General features: G+C 73.4%; 19 protein-coding genes. 9 read left to right on the top strand and 10 right to left on the bottom strand.

The window, feature by feature from the left end:
* Positions 1-23 precede the first annotated feature (23 nt).
* The 3 genes from DMP15_RS02570 to DMP15_RS02560 form a co-directional block, all read right to left on the bottom strand.
* Complete coding sequence (locus DMP15_RS02570) at positions 24-410, bottom strand: hypothetical protein (protein ID WP_161151872.1); 387 nt, start codon at positions 408-410, stop codon at positions 24-26.
* A gap of 111 nt (positions 411-521) precedes the next feature.
* Entirely contained in the window at positions 522-890 is a 369-nt protein-coding gene (locus DMP15_RS02565; RefSeq protein ID WP_337825407.1) for a hypothetical protein, read from the bottom strand.
* Positions 891-1,294: 404 nt separating this feature from the next.
* On the bottom strand, positions 1,295-1,900 hold the full coding sequence (locus DMP15_RS02560) for a TetR/AcrR family transcriptional regulator (RefSeq protein WP_337825406.1): 606 nt from the start codon (positions 1,898-1,900) through the stop codon (positions 1,295-1,297).
* Between the two features lie 98 nt (positions 1,901-1,998).
* Here DMP15_RS02560 and DMP15_RS02555 point away from each other — a divergent pair, with 98 nt between their 5' ends.
* The 6 genes from DMP15_RS02555 to DMP15_RS02530 all read left to right on the top strand — a co-directional run bounded on the left by DMP15_RS02555 (position 1,999) and on the right by DMP15_RS02530 (position 7,432).
* Complete coding sequence (locus DMP15_RS02555; RefSeq protein WP_062403970.1) at positions 1,999-2,529, top strand: SCP2 sterol-binding domain-containing protein; 531 nt, start codon at positions 1,999-2,001, stop codon at positions 2,527-2,529.
* 32 nt (positions 2,530-2,561) lie between these two features.
* Positions 2,562-3,770 (top strand): acyl-CoA dehydrogenase family protein, encoded by a 1,209-nt coding sequence (locus DMP15_RS02550; RefSeq protein ID WP_337825405.1) that lies wholly within the window; start codon positions 2,562-2,564, stop codon positions 3,768-3,770.
* A gap of 322 nt (positions 3,771-4,092) precedes the next feature.
* Positions 4,093-5,094 (top strand): esterase/lipase family protein, encoded by a 1,002-nt coding sequence (locus DMP15_RS02545; protein ID WP_337825404.1) that lies wholly within the window; start codon positions 4,093-4,095, stop codon positions 5,092-5,094.
* Positions 5,095-5,181: 87 nt separating this feature from the next.
* Positions 5,182-6,048, top strand: coding sequence for a dihydropteroate synthase (gene folP / locus DMP15_RS02540; RefSeq protein ID WP_083657976.1), 867 nt, complete (start codon positions 5,182-5,184; stop codon positions 6,046-6,048).
* Between the two features lie 2 nt (positions 6,049-6,050).
* Positions 6,051-6,809, top strand: coding sequence for a dihydrofolate reductase family protein (locus DMP15_RS02535; RefSeq protein ID WP_161151874.1), 759 nt, complete (start codon positions 6,051-6,053; stop codon positions 6,807-6,809).
* A gap of 62 nt (positions 6,810-6,871) precedes the next feature.
* Positions 6,872-7,432 (top strand): GNAT family N-acetyltransferase, encoded by a 561-nt coding sequence (locus tag DMP15_RS02530; protein ID WP_062399087.1) that lies wholly within the window; start codon positions 6,872-6,874, stop codon positions 7,430-7,432.
* Positions 7,433-7,531: 99 nt separating this feature from the next.
* Here DMP15_RS02530 and DMP15_RS02525 read toward each other — a convergent pair whose 3' ends face one another.
* Complete coding sequence (locus tag DMP15_RS02525; protein ID WP_161151867.1) at positions 7,532-8,083, bottom strand: hypothetical protein; 552 nt, start codon at positions 8,081-8,083, stop codon at positions 7,532-7,534.
* A gap of 234 nt (positions 8,084-8,317) precedes the next feature.
* Here DMP15_RS02525 and DMP15_RS02520 point away from each other — a divergent pair, with 234 nt between their 5' ends.
* Positions 8,318-9,478 (top strand): alpha/beta fold hydrolase, encoded by a 1,161-nt coding sequence (locus DMP15_RS02520; RefSeq protein WP_161151866.1) that lies wholly within the window; start codon positions 8,318-8,320, stop codon positions 9,476-9,478.
* A 26-nt stretch (positions 9,479-9,504) separates the two neighbouring features.
* Here DMP15_RS02520 and DMP15_RS02515 read toward each other — a convergent pair whose 3' ends face one another.
* On the bottom strand, positions 9,505-9,909 hold the full coding sequence (locus DMP15_RS02515) for a hypothetical protein (protein WP_073573733.1): 405 nt from the start codon (positions 9,907-9,909) through the stop codon (positions 9,505-9,507).
* A gap of 43 nt (positions 9,910-9,952) precedes the next feature.
* On the opposite strand from DMP15_RS02515, the gene DMP15_RS02510 reads away from it, so the two are divergent.
* Positions 9,953-10,498, top strand: a complete 546-nt coding sequence (locus DMP15_RS02510; RefSeq protein ID WP_062399093.1) for a peptidylprolyl isomerase — start codon at positions 9,953-9,955, stop codon at positions 10,496-10,498.
* A gap of 37 nt (positions 10,499-10,535) precedes the next feature.
* Positions 10,536-11,648: a rhomboid family intramembrane serine protease gene (locus DMP15_RS02505; protein WP_337825403.1), complete on the top strand. Its 1,113-nt coding sequence runs from the start codon at positions 10,536-10,538 to the stop codon at positions 11,646-11,648.
* Positions 11,649-11,802: 154 nt separating this feature from the next.
* Here the strand turns inward: DMP15_RS02505 and DMP15_RS02500 are convergent, their stop codons facing one another.
* From DMP15_RS02500 to DMP15_RS30265, 5 genes are all read right to left on the bottom strand, one after another.
* A complete protein-coding gene (locus tag DMP15_RS02500) occupies positions 11,803-12,240 on the bottom strand; it encodes a PH domain-containing protein (protein ID WP_161152432.1) in 438 nt (145 codons plus the stop codon).
* A gap of 101 nt (positions 12,241-12,341) precedes the next feature.
* Positions 12,342-12,602 (bottom strand): cell division protein CrgA, encoded by a 261-nt coding sequence (crgA, locus tag DMP15_RS02495; RefSeq protein WP_020626195.1) that lies wholly within the window; start codon positions 12,600-12,602, stop codon positions 12,342-12,344.
* 207 nt (positions 12,603-12,809) lie between these two features.
* Positions 12,810-13,445, bottom strand: coding sequence for an aminodeoxychorismate/anthranilate synthase component II (locus tag DMP15_RS02490; RefSeq protein WP_073573735.1), 636 nt, complete (start codon positions 13,443-13,445; stop codon positions 12,810-12,812).
* A 20-nt stretch (positions 13,446-13,465) separates the two neighbouring features.
* A complete protein-coding gene (gene pknB / locus DMP15_RS02485; RefSeq protein ID WP_161152433.1) occupies positions 13,466-15,430 on the bottom strand; it encodes a Stk1 family PASTA domain-containing Ser/Thr kinase in 1,965 nt (654 codons plus the stop codon).
* Positions 15,427-17,175, bottom strand: coding sequence for a serine/threonine-protein kinase (locus DMP15_RS30265; RefSeq protein ID WP_376772591.1), 1,749 nt, complete (start codon positions 17,173-17,175; stop codon positions 15,427-15,429). The genes pknB and DMP15_RS30265 overlap by 4 nt, the downstream gene beginning before the upstream one ends.
* Positions 17,176-17,212 lie beyond the last annotated feature (37 nt).

The raw sequence follows: 17,212 nt of genomic DNA, 5'->3' as shown, positions 1-17,212 counted from the left end.
TGTGCCCCCGGACCTCGGGTGTCTCAGGACTGGTCGGCGACCTGGTCCAGGACGGTCTTCTGGGCCTGCTCGGAGGAGGCCTTGTTGCCCTGCTCGTTCGACGAGTCGATCGAGTTGTCCTGCACGATCTCCTGGCCGGAGCCGCCGCGGACGTCCTCGTTCGCGAAGTCGCTCAGCGAGGCGATGCCGTCGACGTTCGCCGCCGGGTTCGCCTGGGTCACCGGGGCGCCGTTGGCGTTGCCCTGGGTGCTCTCCGACGACTGGGTGCCGGTGGCCGAACCCGCGGTCTCCTGGGTGCTGGTCTCGCTGCGGTCGCCGCGCTCGTGGTCGGCGAAGGCCATGCCGGCTGCACCGATGGTCATGGGGACGGCGAGCGCCGCGGCGGTGGCGATGCGGAAGAACTTGCGCATGGGGGACGATCCTCTCGGGGAAGGAGCCCGGCCGACCCGGTCGTAGGGGCCGGCACGGGCGGTCGGCGCCGGAGCGGTGGGTTGTGCCCGGCGGCCGGGGACGGCGGCGGATCAGCCCGCGAGGCCGGCGATCTGCTCGACGACGGTCTTCTGGGCCTGCTCGGTGGAGGCCTTGTTGCCCTGCTCGTTCGAGGAGTCGATCGAGTTGTCCTGGACGATCTGCTGTCCGGACCCCTCACCGCCGTCGTAGTCCTCGTTGGCGAAGTCGCTCAGGCCGAGGACGTCGCTCACGTTCAGCGCCGGGTTCGCCTGGGTGACCGGGGCGAACGAGCTGTTGCCCTGCTCGGTGGCGGCACCCTGCTCGGACGATGCGGTGGCCTCGGAAGCCTGGCCCTGATCGACGGTGTCGTCGGCGAAGGCCATCCCGGCCGCACCGAGGGTCATCGGGACGGCGATGGCGGTGGCGGCCAGAGTACGCACGGACTGACGCATGGAATGCGTTCCCTTCATGTTCACTGCTGTCGACTGCACGCCCCGGAATTCGAGGACGTACTGCGGAGAAAGGTAACCGGCGTTCTCCCGGAATGCGCGCCGACACCGGGTGACGTCATCGACACCCGTCTCGGTGAACCGCTGATGATGTGTTGCACGTAGCGATCCCGACACCCTCGGACAATAGGTGGCTTGGCTCTGAGCTGCCGGAACGGTGAATCGGCGACATCACTCATTCGAGTGACATCCGGCCTGTACGCGCACTCCGAACAACGCGCGCGAATGCCGTTGCACGTGGACACGGCGGGGTTACGGATCGATTTCCCTCTATTATGGTGACAATCGCGACCCGGTGATCGATTGCACGGTGATCGATTTCCCGGCGGAAGGGACTAGGAGCGCAGCAGGGCCAGCCCCGGCCACACCAGCGCCATCAGCGTCGAGGCGAGGTCGTCGGGGTCCCCGCCGTCGCCGGCCCAGTCGGCCAGACCCTCGGCCGCACCCGCCAGCGCCGCCGCGATCGGGGTGGTGACCGTCGCCGGGTCGATCCCCTCGGGGGCGACCAGCTCGGCGGCCAGCAGCTGTGCCACCCGGTCGACGATGCGGGTGCGCGCCGTGTGCACCTCGTCCGCGAGTGCCCCGGTGCGGGCCTGGCGGTAGAGCACCGACCAGCCGTCGCGGTGGATGGTCACGCTGGCGAAGAACGCCCGGAGGCCGCGGTGCAGGCGCACCTCGGCGTCGGCCGGTGCCCCGGCTGCGGCGCCGGAGACCGACTCCAGCAGCCGGTCGGACTCGCGGCGGATGCACCGCCGCAGCAGTTCCTCTTTCGAGCCCCCGCCGTGCGTGTAGACCATCGGCTTCGACAGCCCCGCCTCGTCGGCGACGGCGTCCATCGACGCGTCGTGGAACCCGTCCCGGGAGAACACGCGCACCGCCGCGTCGAGGACCTGCTTCTCGCGCTGTGCGGGCGGGAGCCTGCGGCGGGGTGGGGGTGCCATCTCGACAGCTTAGCTACTGCTGCGTAAAGTACGCCCCGTCCGAGCCGGTACGGCGAGTACCGGACACTTGTGTGAACCACGGCGAGGTGGAGCGAGCGATGGCCGACACGGTCGACATCAACGAGCTGGGTCGCAGCGTCGACCCCAAGTCCCTGTCCGACGAGCAGCTGATCTCCACCCTCGGCACGGCCCTGCGTGACGGGAACGCGAAGGACGTCGACCCGTCGCTGTTCGCCCGCCTGGTCAAGACCGCGTCGAAGCAGCAGCTGGCGACCGTGATGTCGTCCGAGGTCCGCCGGCCGGTGCTGGAGGCGATCTTCGGCCGGATGAGTGAGTTCTACTCGTCGAAGGGTGCCTCCGGGAACCGGCAGGTCGTGCACTGGCACATCAAGGACGGCTCGACGACCGACAGCTTCCAGACCGTGCTGCAGAACGGGACCTGCACCGTCACCGAGGGCACCGACGAGGACGCCCGGACCGCGCTGACCATGCCGGGTACCGAGTTCCTGAAGGTCGCCACGAACAACGCCAACCCGGTGACCCTGTTCATGACGCGCAAGCTCAAGGTCTCCGGCGACGTCGGCTTCGCGACCGCCCTGCAGAAGATGTTCCAGATCCCGTCCGCCTGACGAGAACCGCGACCGAACAGCGGAGAGCTGAGATGACTTCCTTCGAACTGTCCGAGGAACACCGCGAGCTGCAGGAGTGGGTGCACGGCTTCGCCGCCGACGTCGTACGTCCGGCCGCCGCCGAGTGGGACGAGCGCGAGGAGACCCCGTGGCCGATCCTGCAGGAGGCCGCGAAGATCGAGCTCTACAACTTCGAGACCCTCGCCTCCTTCTGGGGTGACGAGACAGGGCTCTCCATGCCGCTGGTCAACGAGGAGCTCTTCTGGGGCGACGGCGGCATCGGCATGGCGATCTTCGGCACCACCCTCGCGGTGGCCGGCATCTTCGCCTCCGGCACGCCCGAGCAGATGGTCGAGTTCATCCCGCAGTGCTACGGCGATGCCTCCGAGCCGCAGGTCGGCGCGTTCTGCTCGTCCGAGCCCGAGGCCGGCTCCGACGTCTCGGCGATGCGCACCCGCGCCGTCTACGACGAGGCGAAGGACGAGTGGACCCTGACCGGCCAGAAGGCCTGGGCCACCAACGGCGGCATCGCGAACATCCACGTGGTGCAGGCCGTCGTCGACGCAGACCTGGGCAGCAAGGGCCAGGCCGCGTTCGCCGTCCCGCCGAACACCCCCGGCCTGGAGTCCACCCGCAAGATCAAGAAGATGGGTCTGCGCGCGTCGCACACCGCGGACGTGTTCCTCGACGACGTGAAGCTCCCCGGCTCCTGCCTGCTCGGCGGCAAGGAGAAGCTCGACGAGCGGCTCGCCCGCGCCCGGTCGGGGGAGAGGTCGAAGGGCTCGGCCGCGATGCAGACCTTCGAGCTGTCCCGCCCGACGGTCGGCTCGCAGGCGATCGGCATCGCCCGCGCCGCCTACGAGTACGCGCTGGAGTACGCCAAGGACCGCGTCGCCTTCGGCCGTCCGATCATCGAGAACCAGTCGATCTCGTTCATGCTCGCGGACATGAAGACCGAGATCGACGCCGCCCGGCTGCTCGTGCACCGGGCCGCGTGGATGGGCCGCAACAACGTCCCGTTCACCGCGGGCGAGGGGTCGATGTCCAAGCTCAAGGCCGGCCGGGTCGCCGTGTGGGCCACCGAGCGCGCCATCCAGATCCTCGGCGGTGCGGGCTACTCGCGCGAGCACCCGGTGGAGCGGATGCACCGCGACTCGAAGATCTACGACATCTTCGAGGGCACCGAGCAGATCCAGCAGCTCGTCATCGCCCGCGCGATCTCCGGGAAGCACCTGGCGTGACCCCGGCGGCCGGTCGGCTGCGACGGTCGGCGGACCGGTCCCGCCCGGCGGGTCGTACCGCGGCCGGAGGCCCGACCGCCCACAGCGGGACGGCCGGCCGCCCGGCAGTGCTGTCACCCGTCCGGGTTCCGCGCCGGGGCGAGACCTGGTTCTCAGGTTCCGGTCGTGCCGACGACACCGACCTGGCGCGGGATCCGGTGACCACCGGCACCGCGTTCCGTCCGTCCGAGGCGCACCCGGTCGTCGTCGAACCGACGAGAACGCGTCACCGCAGGCCGCCGCCCTCGTTCACTGATCAGGAAGATCGACAACGGGGGAAGGCATGGCACGGACGACGACGTCCACCCTGCTCGCGCTGGCCGTCACCGCGGCCTGCCTGACCGGCGTCGCGGGGGTGGCGGCGGCCTCCCCGGAGCGCGCCGCCGACCCCGGGCCCGCGCTCACCGCGCCCGGCCTGGACGAGAGCCTCACCTGCCACGGCGACCTCGCCCGTTCCGCGGGCGCCCCGGTCCTGCTGGTGCCGGGGACGACGCTGGACCCCGACGTCAACTTCGACTGGAACTACGCGCGCGCCTTCGCGCAGGAGGGCCGGGCCCACTGCCTCGTGCAGCTGCCCGCGCACGCGACCGGGGACATCCAGGTCGCGGCCGAGCACGTCGTCCACGCGATCCGCACCATGCACGACGAGGCCGGCGGCCCGATCTCCGTCGTCGGGTTCAGCCAGGGCGGCATGGTCCCGCGCTGGGCGCTGAAGTACTGGCCGGACACCCGCGGCATGGTCACCGACATGATCGGGATCGACCCGTCGAACCACGGCACGCTCGACGCCTACCCGGTCTGCGGACCCGGCTGTGTCCCCGCGTTCTGGCAGCAGCAGACCGGCTCCCGGCTCCTCGCCGCACTCAACGACGGACCGGAGACGTTCGCCGGGATCGACTACACCGTCGTCTACACCGTGACCGACGAGGTCGTGGTCCCGAACCTGCCGCCCGCGGCGAGCTCGGAGCTGCGTCGCGACGGCGCGGGCCGGATCGCGAACATCCCCGTCCAGTCGCTCTGCCCGGTGCACGTCGCCGAGCACCTGACCATGGGCAGCACCGACCCGGTCGGGTACGCCGTCGTCGCCGACGCGCTGCACCACGACGGCCCCGCCGACGCGGGCCGGATCGACCGCGCCGTCTGCCTGGCCGACGTCATGCCCGCCGTCGACCGGACGCAGCTCCCGGCGAACGAGGTGCGGCTGCTGGGGCAGGTCGCGACCAGCATCGCGACCGAGCCGCGGGTGGCCGTCGAGCCGCCCCTGCGGGACTACGCCCGCGGGTGACCGGTGGGCGTGCCCGCGGGGGCCCGGGGAGGATGGGGATCCCACCGGGTCCTGCAGCGGGCCCGGACCGTGCTGTGAGGAGACCACGTGCCGAGCGTGACGTTCCGTGGACGTACCTGGAACCGGGACCGGGCGATGGTCATGGCGATCGTGAACCGGACCCCCGACTCGTTCTACGACCACGGCGTCACCTTCGCCGAGCAGGCCGCCCGGGACCGGATCACCGCGGTCGTCCGGGAGGGTGCCGACGTCATCGACATCGGCGGCGTCCCGGCCAGTCCGGGCACCGAGGTCACCGAGCAGGAGGAGATCGACCGGGTCGTGCCGACCGTGGAGTGGGCGCGCCACACGTTCCCCGACGTCGCGATCTCGGTCGACACCTTCCGCGCCGGGCCCGCCGACGCCGTCTGCGCCGCCGGGGCCGACCTGGTCAACGACAACTGGGCCGCCGCCGACGGGGCGATCCTCGACGTCGCCGCCCGGTACGGCGCCGGCTACGTCAGCGCCCACACCGACCACGTCACCCCGCGCACCGAGCCGCACCGGCCCCGCTACGCCGACGTGCTCCGCAGCGTCATCGACCAGACCGTCGCGCTCGCCGAGAAGGCCGTCGCCGCGGGCGTGCCCGCCGGGGGGATCCTCATCGACCCGGCGATCGACTTCTCCAAGAACACGTTGCACAGCCTCCAGGTCCTGCGCGGCATCGACGAGATGGTCGCGACCGGCTGGCCGGTGCTGCTGGCGATGTCGAACAAGACCGTCGTCGGTGAGTCCCTGGCCGTGCCGCTGGAGGAGCGGCTGACCGGCACCCTCGCCGCGACGGCGCTGGCCGCGGACCGCGGCGTCGCCATGGTGCGCGCCCACCAGGCCCGGGCCACCCGCGAGACCTGCGAGATGGTCGCCACCGTCCGCGGCGAGCGGAACCCGTCGCGGGCGGTGAGACTGCTCGCGTGAGCATGATCCACCAGATCTTCCCGGCGGCCGACGCCGGACCGCTGTCGACCGAGCAGCTCGAACGGCTCTACGCCTACCCGGACGACCGCCTCCGGCTGTCGGTCAACTTCGTGTCCAGCGCCGACGGCGCCGTCGAGGTCGCGGGCAGCTCGGCCGGGCTGTCCACCCCGCCCGACCGCGCGGTGCTGGACCTGGGGACCGACCTGGCCGACGTCGTGCTCGTCGCGGCCGGGACGGCCGCCGCCGAGGGGTTCACCGGCGTCAAGCACAACGACCGGATGGACGACCGGCGCCGCCGCTTCGGGCTGTCGGAGTTGCCGTCGACGGCGGTCGTCACCTCGTCGGGGAAGTCGCTCGACCCGTCGGCGCCGGTGCTGACCGACACCGTGGTCCCCACGATCGTGCTCACCTGCGAGTCGGTCCCCGCGGACCTGCGCGGCCGGTGGGCCGACGCCGGCGCCGAGGTCGTGCTCACCGGCGACGAGTCGGTCGATCTCGCCGTCGCCGTCGCCGCGCTGGGGGAGCGGGGGCTGCGCCGGATCAACTGCATGGGCGGGCCCGCGCTGTTCGGCAGTCTGGCCGAGGCGGGCCTGGTCGACGAGCTGCGACTGACCCTCGCGCCGTTCCTGGTCTCCGGCGAGGCAGGCCGGATCGCCCGCGGCGCGGGCATGGACCCCGCGCGTCTCGAGCTCGTCAGCGTCGTCACGGGGGACGACACGCTCCTCATGCGCTACCGGGTGCGCGAGGCGCCGTCGTCCTGACGGGGAACCCCGGAGGGGGAGGTCCCGATCACGCACGGCGACGGTTGGGGCAGGATGGTGCCGTGTCGCGTCCCTCGAACATGCTGGCGGACGGCGTCGTCGTCCTCAGTCCGCTCGGCTGGGACGACGTGACGGCCCACCTCGCGGGTGAGGACGCCGAGATCGTCCGCTGGCTCGGTGGCGCACCCGCGACCCCGGCTACCGCCCGCGCCCACGTCCGCCGTGCGATCGAACGCTGGGCCGACGACGGGCCGAAGCTGAGCTTCGGCATCCGGGTCGACGGCGGCGCCGTCCTCGCCGGGACCATCGACGTCGACCTGGATCCCGCGGGGGACCGGGCCGGTCTGTCCTACGGCGTCTACGCGGCGTACCGCCGTCGCGGCCTCGCGACGCGCGCGGTCCGGCTCGCCGCCCGCTACCTGGGCGAACGGGGTGACGTGCGATGGATCTCGATCGACGTCGACCCGCAGAACACCGCATCGGTCGGGGTCGCGCGACGGGCCGGGTTCCGGTTCCTGCGCCACGTCGTCGACGACGAGGGGTCCTTCGACCGCTACGAGCTCCTCGTCCGCGCGCCGGTGGTGCCCGCGCCGCCGCCGCGTCCGCGGCACGGCCGGCCCTGACCCCGTTCGCGGTCGCCCGTCCGGTGCCCCGGTCGTGGGGACACCGGACGGGCGACGTCGCGAGCGCCGGTCGGGGGTCCGGCGCTCGTCGGTCCGCCGTCAGGAGACGGTCGGAGCCTCGATGTACATCACGCCCGGGACCTCGAACACGGGCAGCGCGCCGGCGTCGTCGGCCGACGGGAGGTCGACGTCGTCCGCGGAGGGGAGCTCGGGAGCGTCGTCGGCCGAGGGGAGCTCGGGCGCGTCCGGAGCGGAGGGGACCTCGGGCGCGTCCGCGGACTGCAGCGAGGCGGTGGAGAGGTCCTCCGCGCCCGGCAGCGAGTCCGCCGAGGGGAGCGCGTCGGTGCTCGGCAGGGAGTCGGCCGAGGGGAGCGCGTCGGTGCTCGGCAGGCCGGGGAGCGCGTCGGCCGACGGCAGCTCCGGCAGACCGGAGGTCTCGCCGTGCGGGGTCTGCAGCTCGCCGAAGGAAACGCTGTTCGCGTCGTTCGACAGGGTGCCGTCCTCGTAGGACGGCAGGGCGGAGGTGTCCGGGGCGTCGGGTGCCTCGGGCAGTTCGGCGGCCGAGGCCTGGCCGACGACACCGGCGCCGAGCGCGGCGATGCCGGCGCCGGCGAGGGACAGCCGCAGGGCGGTACGGGCGAGCGGGGTCATGCGCACGTCCTTCCAAGGGGGAGCGGGGAAGCTGAGGGCCGACGGACGACCCTCGCCGGGGGACAACGAGACCCCCAGCGGTCGGTTGCGTTCCGCAGTCACTCGGCGGCGATCTTCACTCGTACGAGTGGCAACCTGAGAGGGGGCTCGCACGTACGGAGCCTTCTCGTCACTCCAAACAGGCATCAGGTGGTCCACTCGCGGCACACGTACGCGGGGGAGCAGGATGAGTGTGTGCGCGCGCCGAGCTCCTCCGTCCGCCACTCCGTCCGTCGTTCGGCGCCCGTCGCGGGAGCGCTGGCCGGGGCCCTGGGCGGGGCGGGCGGCGCCGCCGCGGCCGCGATCGGCTGGCACTACTCGACGATCCTGCTGCACCCGTCGCCGCACCCGGGGCTGCCCGAGCGGGTCGTCACCGCCGGGGACGGCACCGTCGAGCTGGCGCGGACCCGGCTGTCCGCACAGCCGGGTGTCTGGGGGCTGCGAGGCCCGGCCGGACTCGCCGTCGTCGGTCCGGTCCTGGACCGCGGGCGCCGCACCGTCGTCCGGGAGCTGCGCGCCGGCCCGGTCCCGGCGACCGGCCCCGCGGTGCTCGACGCCGGCCCGTTCGACCCGGACCCGTCCGCCCGCGGGCTGCCCTTCGACGACGTCCGGGTGCCCACCGACCTCGGCCTCGCACCGGCCTGGCGCATTCCCGCCCCGGACGCCGGTGACCCGGACACCTGGGCGCTGTGCGTGCACGGCCGAGGCGGGACCCGGCGCGAGGCACTGCGGATCCTGCCCGCGCTGCACGCGGCCGGGCTGACCCAGCTCGTCGTCAGCTACCGCGGGGACGGGACCGCCCCGGAGTCACCGGACGGGCGGTCGCACCTCGGCGACACCGAGTGGCGCGACATCGACGCCGCCGCGGCCTACGCCCTGGTCCACGGCGCGCGCCGGCTGGTGCTGGTCGGCTGGTCGATGGGGGCCGCGGTGGGCGGGGCGTTCCTCGACCGGTCCCCGCACGCCGACCTCGTCGACGCCGTGGTCTGGGACGCGCCGCTGCTCGACTGGCGTCGCACGCTGCGCAGGCAGGCCCGCAACCGCGGTCTCCCGCCGACCCTCGCCGGGGTCGCGGCCCGGTTCACCGCGCGCCGGATCGGGATCGACCTCGACCGGTTCGATCTGGTCCGGCGCCCGCCCGCGGTCCGCCCGCCGACGCTCGTCCTGCACAGCGACGCCGACACCGCCGTGCCGGTCACGCTGAGCCGGGACCTGGCCGCGACCGCCCCCGGGCACCGCTGGCCGGTCACCTACCGGGAGTTCTCCGGCACCGAGCACACCGGCAGCTGGAACGCCGATCCCGACGGCTACGAGGCCGCCGTGACCGGCTTCCTGCGGACCCTGCGCCCGGCCTGACCCGCCCGATCCGGGACGGCCGTGGGTCAGTGACCGCTCGCCTGCGACCGGCCCTGGCCGATCGGCTTGCCGTGGATCTGGTCGTCGGTCGGCGGGGTCGTCGGCACCGGGGTCCCCGGGTCCACCTCGCGCTCGCGCTGCAGGACCGTCGCCCAGCCCCACACCGCGGCCGCGGTCAGCAGCAGGACGGCCACGATCCACGGGGCCCGGCGCACCCGCGCCGGGGTCGGCTCGACCACCTCGGCCAGCGCGTGGCGGGCGTCGTGCACCGAGCCGGACACCACGTCGGACAGGCCGGACAGGCGGGACGAGACCCCTCCCGCCACGGCGTCGGCGACCGCGCCACCGGCGATCCGGCCGGCGTCGGCGAAGGTGTGCACGGCCTCGGCGGCATCCTTGCGGGCACGGGCCCGCGTCCTCTCGGCACTCATGTTCCGGACCTGCTTCCCACGGATGCGGCTGCTTACTGGCACGATGGTAGCCGTGACGGAACCAGGAAACGCCAACACGACGGCCGTCCTGCACACCTCCGAGGGCGTCGTCCGCGTCGTGCTGTTCGGCGACCACGCGCCGAAGACGGTCGCGAACTTCGTCGGCCTCGCGGAGGGCAGCAAGGACTACACGGGCCCGAACGCGAGCGGCGGCGACTCCGGGCCGTTCTACGACGGTTCGATCTTCCACCGGGTGATCAGCGGCTTCATGATCCAGGGCGGCGACCCGACCGGTACCGGTCGCGGTGGCCCGGGCTACCAGTTCGGCGACGAGTTCCACCCGGACCTCAAGTTCGACAAGCCCTACCTGCTGGCCATGGCCAACGCCGGGCCGGGCACCAACGGCTCGCAGTTCTTCATCACGGTGGGCAACACCCCGCACCTGAACCGGCGCCACACCATCTTCGGTGAGGTCGCCGACGCCGAGTCGCGGGCCGTCGTGGACGCCATCGCCCAGACCACCACCGGCCAGGCCGACCGGCCGCTGACCGACGTGGTCATCGAGAAGATCGAGATCGAGCGGTCCTGACCCCGCAGGTCTCCGACCACCGAGTGGACGGGCCGTGGTGAACGGACGACCCGACGACAGCGGATCCGGGACACCCGGCGAGCCCGAGGGCGGGCCGGGTTCCCCCGGCCCCGCGGGCACGCCGCGCTACCCGGCGCCGCCCGGCTACCCGCAGCCCCAGTGGCCGCCGCCGGGCGCGCCGGGCGGTCCGCCCTGGGCCGGTCCCGGCGCGGCACTCGGCGGGGCCCCGGACGGCGGTGCCACGCACGGCCTCCCGCACGGTGCTCCACCGCCCGGTGGGGCCCCGGGGGCCGGGTCCGGTGCCGGCGCGGTCTGCGTCCGGCACCCCGACCGGCCCACCGGGCTGGCCTGCTCGCGCTGCGACCGGCCCGCCTGCCCCGACTGCCTGCGGCCGGCCCCGGTCGGCCAGCACTGCGTGGACTGCCTCGCCGAGGGCGCGCGGACGACCCCGCGGTGGCGCAACGTCGCCGGTGCGAGCCGCACCGGGAAGCCGGTGATCGTCCCCGGTCTGATCGTCGCCAACGTGGTGGTCTACGTGCTCACCGCGGTCACGGCGGGCAGCGTGATGTCCAACTTCCGCTCGCCGCTGTTCGACGCCGGGGGACTCGTCCCGCTCCTGGTCGCCGACGGCGAGTACTGGCGGATCATCACCTCGGGCTTCCTGCACATCGGCCCGCTGCACCTGGCGTTCAACATGTACGCCCTGTGGATCATCGGCCGTGAGGTCGAGACGGTCCTGGGCCGGGCCCGGTTCGTCGCCGTGTACGGCGTGTCCATGCTCGGCGGTGCGGCCGCGGTCATGCTCTTCAGCTCCCCGGTCGGGGCGACCGCGGGCGCCTCCGGTGCGGTGTTCGGGCTGATGGGGGCACTGTTCGTCCTGCTGCGGCGGCTGAAGCTGCCGACCGGGCAGGTCGTCGCCGTCATCGCGATCAACGCCGTGATCAGCCTCAGCATCCAGGGGATCTCCTGGCAGGGGCACCTCGGCGGGCTCGTCTTCGGCGCCGCGGTCACCGCTGCGCTGGTTCACCTCGGGACGGGATCCCCGCAGCGCAGGCGGACCCAGTTGCTGGCGGTCTCCGGGCTGGCCGTGCTGGCGCTGGTACTGATCGGGGTGCGCGCCGCGGGCCTGCTCGCGGTCGCCGGCGTCTGAGGCAGGCCGGGCCCGACCGCGGGCCCGTGCGCCGAGGTGCAGCTCGGGGTTCTCGACGCCGAGCCAGGACGACCCGGAGGTGCATGTCGGCGGCTGCCCGCCGACCCGGGCCGTCGGTGGCCGATCCGGTGCTCGCCGAGGTGCGGGTGGCGGGTCAGAGCCCGGGCGGGCCCGGGTCGCCGGGGCGGTGGGCCGGGCGCAGGGCGGCGAGGTCGTCGAACACATCCACCGGGTCCGCGCCCAGCTCGGCCCGGCCGAGGATCACGAGCCGCTCGCGGTCGTCGACGTCGCGCAGCTCCAGTTCCAGCAGCACCGACTCGCGGCCCAGCCTGCGGGTCCGCAGCAGCCGCAGGTCGTCCACCCGCCCCCAGGGCACGTGCCGGGTCCAGGTCAGCCTGCGCACGGTCAGCCCCTCGGGGCCGGCCTCCAGCCGGGGCCGGGCACGGGTCCCCGATGCCGCGGCCAGGGTGAGACCCAGCGCCGCGACGCCCGCGACCAACGCGCCCGCCGCGTCCGCGCCGGAGACGAGCACCGCGACCGACCAGCCGGTCGCGGCGACCGCCAGCACCCAGAGCACGACGACCGCGCCCACCGGTGTCGACCACCGAAGTCGATCACCCTGTGTGGTCATGTGAAGTTGTCCACAAGCTTCATCCACATGGTGGACAACTCACATCCGTGTGTTTCCGCTGGTCAGCGCCACCGCATCGTCATCAGCAGGCCGATCACGATGAGTGAGAACCCAATGATGAAGTTCCAGTTGCCCAGCGCCAGCATGAACGGGATGGACGGACCGGCCAAATAGTTGATCACCAGCCAGGCCAGGCCGAGGATCCACATCGCGACCATGACGGCGATGTAGGCCGGGTGTGTCGGTCCCGCGACCTTCTGCGGGGTGCGGCTGACCGGGGGCGGGGTGTAGGCCGCCTTCTTGCGGACCTTCGACTTCGGCATCTGACCTCATCGCCTGTCGGAGTCGGACACGGGTCCGGCCGGTGCGCCGGCCGGGGGCGGGACCTGCGACGGGGCACCGTGGTCGGGGGGACGTGGCGACCCGGACAGATCCGCCACCACGGTAGCGTGACCGCCTCGCCGTCCGGGTCGCACCGGCGACACAGGCGTCGCACGTCACGGGGACGTCGGGTGGTGCGGGGCCGGGGATCAGACCCCGGCGACCAGTCCGGCCATCTCGTCGGACAGCCGTACGACCAGGTCCTCCGGCACGTCGTAGCCGGCCTGGCGCAGCCAGTTCGCCAGCATCCGGTGCCCGCCCTCGGTCAGCACGGACTCCGGGTGGAACTGCACGCCGGAGATCGGGAACTCCCGGTGCCGCACGGCCATGATCAGGCCGGTCTCGGTGTGGCCGGTCGCCTCCAGCTCCGACGGCAGGCCGTCGGGCGCGATCGTCAGCGAGTGGTAGCGGGTGGCCGTGAACGGCGACGACAGCCCGGTGAGCACACCGGTGCCGTCGTGGAAGACCTCCGAGGTCTTGCCGTGCAGCAGCTCGGGCGCGCGCTCGACGACCCCGCCCCAGGCGGTGGCCAGCGCCTGGTGGCCGAGGCACACGCCCAGCAGGGGCGTGCCGCGCTCCGCGGCGCGGCGGATGACCTCGACGCTGCGACCGGCCCGCTCCGGGGTCCCCGGACCGGGGCTGACCAGCACGGCGCCGACCTCGTCGAGCTCGTCGAGCTCGACCTCGTCGTTGCGCCGGACCACCGGGTCGGCACCGAGCTGGGCCAGATACTGGACCAGGTTGTAGACGAAGCTGTCGTAGTTGTCGACGACGAGTACGCGCACGGTCCCTCCCGGGAAAATCGTCAGTTGAACGGGAAGCCGTTGCTGCCGTTCTCACCGTCGCTGCTGCTGTCACCGGAGTAGCTGCCGACGGTGAGGGTGACGGTCTGGCCGCTCGAGGCCTCGGACCCGCCGGACGGGCTCTGCTGCAGCACGACGCCGTTCTGCGAGGAGTCCGAGACGTCGACCTGGCGGATCGACGGGCTCAGCCCCGCCTCCTGCAGCGTGCTGATCGCGCTGTCGACGCGCTGGCCGACGACGTTGGGCACCTGGTTCTGGTTCCCACGGCTGATCTGGATCGTGATGGTCTGGTCGGGCGCGACCCGGGTCCCGGCCGACGGGTTCGTGCCGACCGCCTGGCCCGCCGAGCCGCCGCTGTCGACCTCGGTCGTGGAGATCGACTGGAAGCCGGCGTTCTGCAGCGTCGCCCGGGCGGCGTCGGCCGACTGGCCCGCCACGTCCGGCACGGCGACGGTCTGCTGCTTGCGACCCACCACCAGCGACACCGCGGTGTTGCCCGAGACCTGCTGGCCCGGCCCCGGGTCGGAGGTGATGACCTTGCCGACCTGGCCTGAGTCACTCGTGTCGCGTTCGGTGCGGCCGCCGACCTGCAGGCCGGCCTCCCGGAGCTTGGCCTCGGCCTCGTCCGGGGACAGGCCCTCCACGCTCGGCACGGTGACCTGGGCGGGCCCGCTGCCGACGTAGACCGTCACCCGGCTGTTCTCGGCGACCTGGTTGCCGCCGCCGGGGTCGGTCCGGACGACCTTGCCGACCTGTGCGACGTCCGACGGCTGGTCCTGCTGGGAGAACAGCAGCCCGGCCTGGGTGATGGTCTGCCGTGCCTGGTCCGGGGACTGGCCGAGCACGTCGGGCACCGACACCTGGTCCGGGCCCGAGGAGGAGAAGAGCTGGAAGCCGACGAAGCCGAGCAGGCCGATGACCGCGAGCGCCGCGACCCACAGGAGGGCCTTGCGCCGCCCCCCGCGGCCCTCGTCGTCGGCGTAGTCGGGGTGGTGCGGCGGCATCGTGTGCCGGCCGGTGGGCGGGCCGCCCGCGTCGAGCCGGCGCGTCGCCATGGCCTGGGTCGCGCTGTCGTGGGCCATCATGTGCGTGCGCTCGTGCTCGCTCATGACCAGCGGCGCGTGTACCGGCTCGCCGTTGCGCACGCGGACCAGGTCCGCTCGCATCTCGGCGGCCGACTGGTAGCGGTTGGCCGGGTTCTTGCTGAGCGCCTTGAGCACCACCGCGTCGAGCGCCGGGGGCACCGACGGGTTGAGCTCGGACGGAGACCGGGGGTCCTCCCGCACGTGCTGGTAGGCGACCGCGACGGGGGTGTCCCCGGTGAAGGGCGGCTCGCCGGTCAGGAGCTCGAACAGCACACAGCCCGCGGCGTAGACGTCCGAGCGGGCGTCCACGGCCTCGCCGCGCGCCTGCTCGGGAGACAGGTACTGCGCCGTGCCGATGACGGCGGCGGTCTGGGTGACGTTCTGGCCCTCGCCCAGCGCACGGGCGATGCCGAAGTCCATGACCTTGACCGCGCCGACGCCGTTGATCATCACGTTCGCGGGCTTCACGTCGCGGTGGATGATGTTGTGCCGGTGCGAGAAGTCGAGCGCGGCGCAGACGTCGGCCATCACCTCGACGACCCGCTGCTGGGTCATCGGGCCGGTGGTCTTGACGATCTCGCGCAGCGTCTGCCCGTCGACGAACTCCATGACGATGTAGGGCAGCGGCCCGAACTCGGACTCGACCTCGCCGGTGTCGTACACCGCGACGATCGCCGGGTGGTTCAGCGACGCCGAGTTCTGCGCCTCGCGGCGGAAGCGCAGCTGGAACTGGGGGTCGCGGGCCAGGTCGGCGCGCAGCACCTTGACCGCCACGTCCCGGCCGAGCCGGGTGTCGAGGCCGCGGTGGACCTCGGACATGCCGCCGTAGCCGAGCGGGTCGCCCAGCTCGTAGCGCTCGGAGAGCAGTCGTGGTGTCGTCATCGGTTCAGATTCCCGTACTCATCGAGTCCGTCGGAGGCGTGCTCATCATGCCGGTCGGCGCTCACGGTCGGTCCCGTACGGGCGACATGTGCGCCGGAGCGACCGTTCGGTGGGATCACCGGGACATCACCGGGCACCTCCGGTCGATCTTGGGCACGGGGGACGGCGAACGGCTCCGCCGGGACCGCCGGTCCCGTGGACCCGGCCGAGGGGCCGGCCGCGGTCGCCACGGTACCGGGCGCGACGCCGAGCGACCCGGGCCGCATGTCGTCGGGCGAGAGGCCCTTCAAGATCATCACCGCGAGCAGGACGGCGGCGAGGGTCAGGATCACGAACAGGGCGGCCAGCCACGCCTTCGCCCGTCCGGAACGCTTCGGGCCCAGGTCGAGCGGGCCGGACGGATGCTGCTCGGGCATCCGGTCGGCGGAGGCGTTGCGGCGCACCGGCGGACGCGTCGGCGCCGAACGCTGCTGCCCCGGGACCTCGGGGCCGGTGGGCGGCCCGCCCGGACGACGGCCCCCCGGGAGACCGCCGCTGTGCGGCCCGGTGCGCGGCGGCCGCAGCGGGGCACCGTAGGGCGGCGAGCCCGGGGGCACCGGGACCGGCCCGGACCAGGACGGCGTGCCGCCCGGGGTGCGCGGGCCCTGCGGCCGGCCCGGCGCGCCACCGGGGGGACCGGTGACGGGGCGGGACACACCCTGGTCCGGTCCGGTGCGGCGGGCGCCGTCGGGGCCGGGGGCACCGGTGCGCGGGCCGCGGTCGGCGGTGTCGCTACCGCCCGCCGACGGGCCGTCGTCGCCGGTCCCCTGCCCGGTCCCCTGCAGGGCGTGTCGCGAGCCGGTGCCGTCGTCGCCGCGGAAGTCGGGTGCGTACCCGCCGGGGGCGGGGATGCCGGGCGGCGGTGGCCGGTGCCCGCGCCGGACCGCGGCGACGGCGTCGGCGAACTCGGCGCCGTCGGCGTAGCGCTGCTCGGGGTCCTTGACCAGCACCGAGGAGACCAGCTCGCGCACCCGCTCGGGGATCTCGTCCGGCAGCGGCGGCGGGTCGTCGCGGACCTGCATCATCGCGACCGCGACCGCGCTCTCGGCGCGGAACGGCCGCACCCCGGCCAGGCACTCGTAGCCGACGATCCCGAGCGAGTAGACGTCGCCCGACGGCCCGGCCTCCTCGCCGGAGGCCTGCTCCGGAGCGATGTAGTGGGCGGTGCCCATGACCATCCCGGACCGGGTCACCGGGACGGCGTCGGCGGCCTTGGCGATGCCGAAGTCGGTCAGCTTCACGACGCCGTCGGTACGCAGCAGGATGTTGCCGGGCTTGACGTCGCGGTGGACGAACCCGCGCTCGTGCGCGGCGAACAGCGCCCGGCCCGCCTGCTCGAGGATGTCGAGCGCCTCGTCGGCGGGGATGGGCCCGCGCCCGATCCGCGACGACAGCGGCTCACCCCGGACGAGCTCCATCACCAGGTAAGCGGTGCGCCCGCCGCCGGTGGAGCTGTCGTCCTCGCCGTAGTCGTGCACGGCGGCGATCCCGGCGTGGTCGAGCGAGGCGACGGTGCGGGCCTCGATGCGGAACCGGTGCAGGAACTCCGGGTCGTCGGAGAGCTCCGCCTTGAGGACCTTCACCGCGACGCTGCGCCCGAGCCGGGTGTCCGAGGCCTCCCATACCTCGCCCATCCCGCCGACCGCGATCCGCCGGTCCAGCTGGTAGCGCTCGGAGATCAGCTGCCCGGCCGACAGGGCGCTCACGGGGCCGCCGGGGACCTGCGCCGGGCCGGGTCCCGCG

The sequence above is a fragment of the Pseudonocardia sp. UM4_GMWB1 genome, from assembly GCF_017312155.1.
Lineage (GTDB): Bacteria > Actinomycetota > Actinomycetes > Mycobacteriales > Pseudonocardiaceae > Pseudonocardia > Pseudonocardia alni.
Note: the sequence above shows the minus strand (reverse complement) of the source record. Positions and strands in the feature narration are given on the sequence as shown.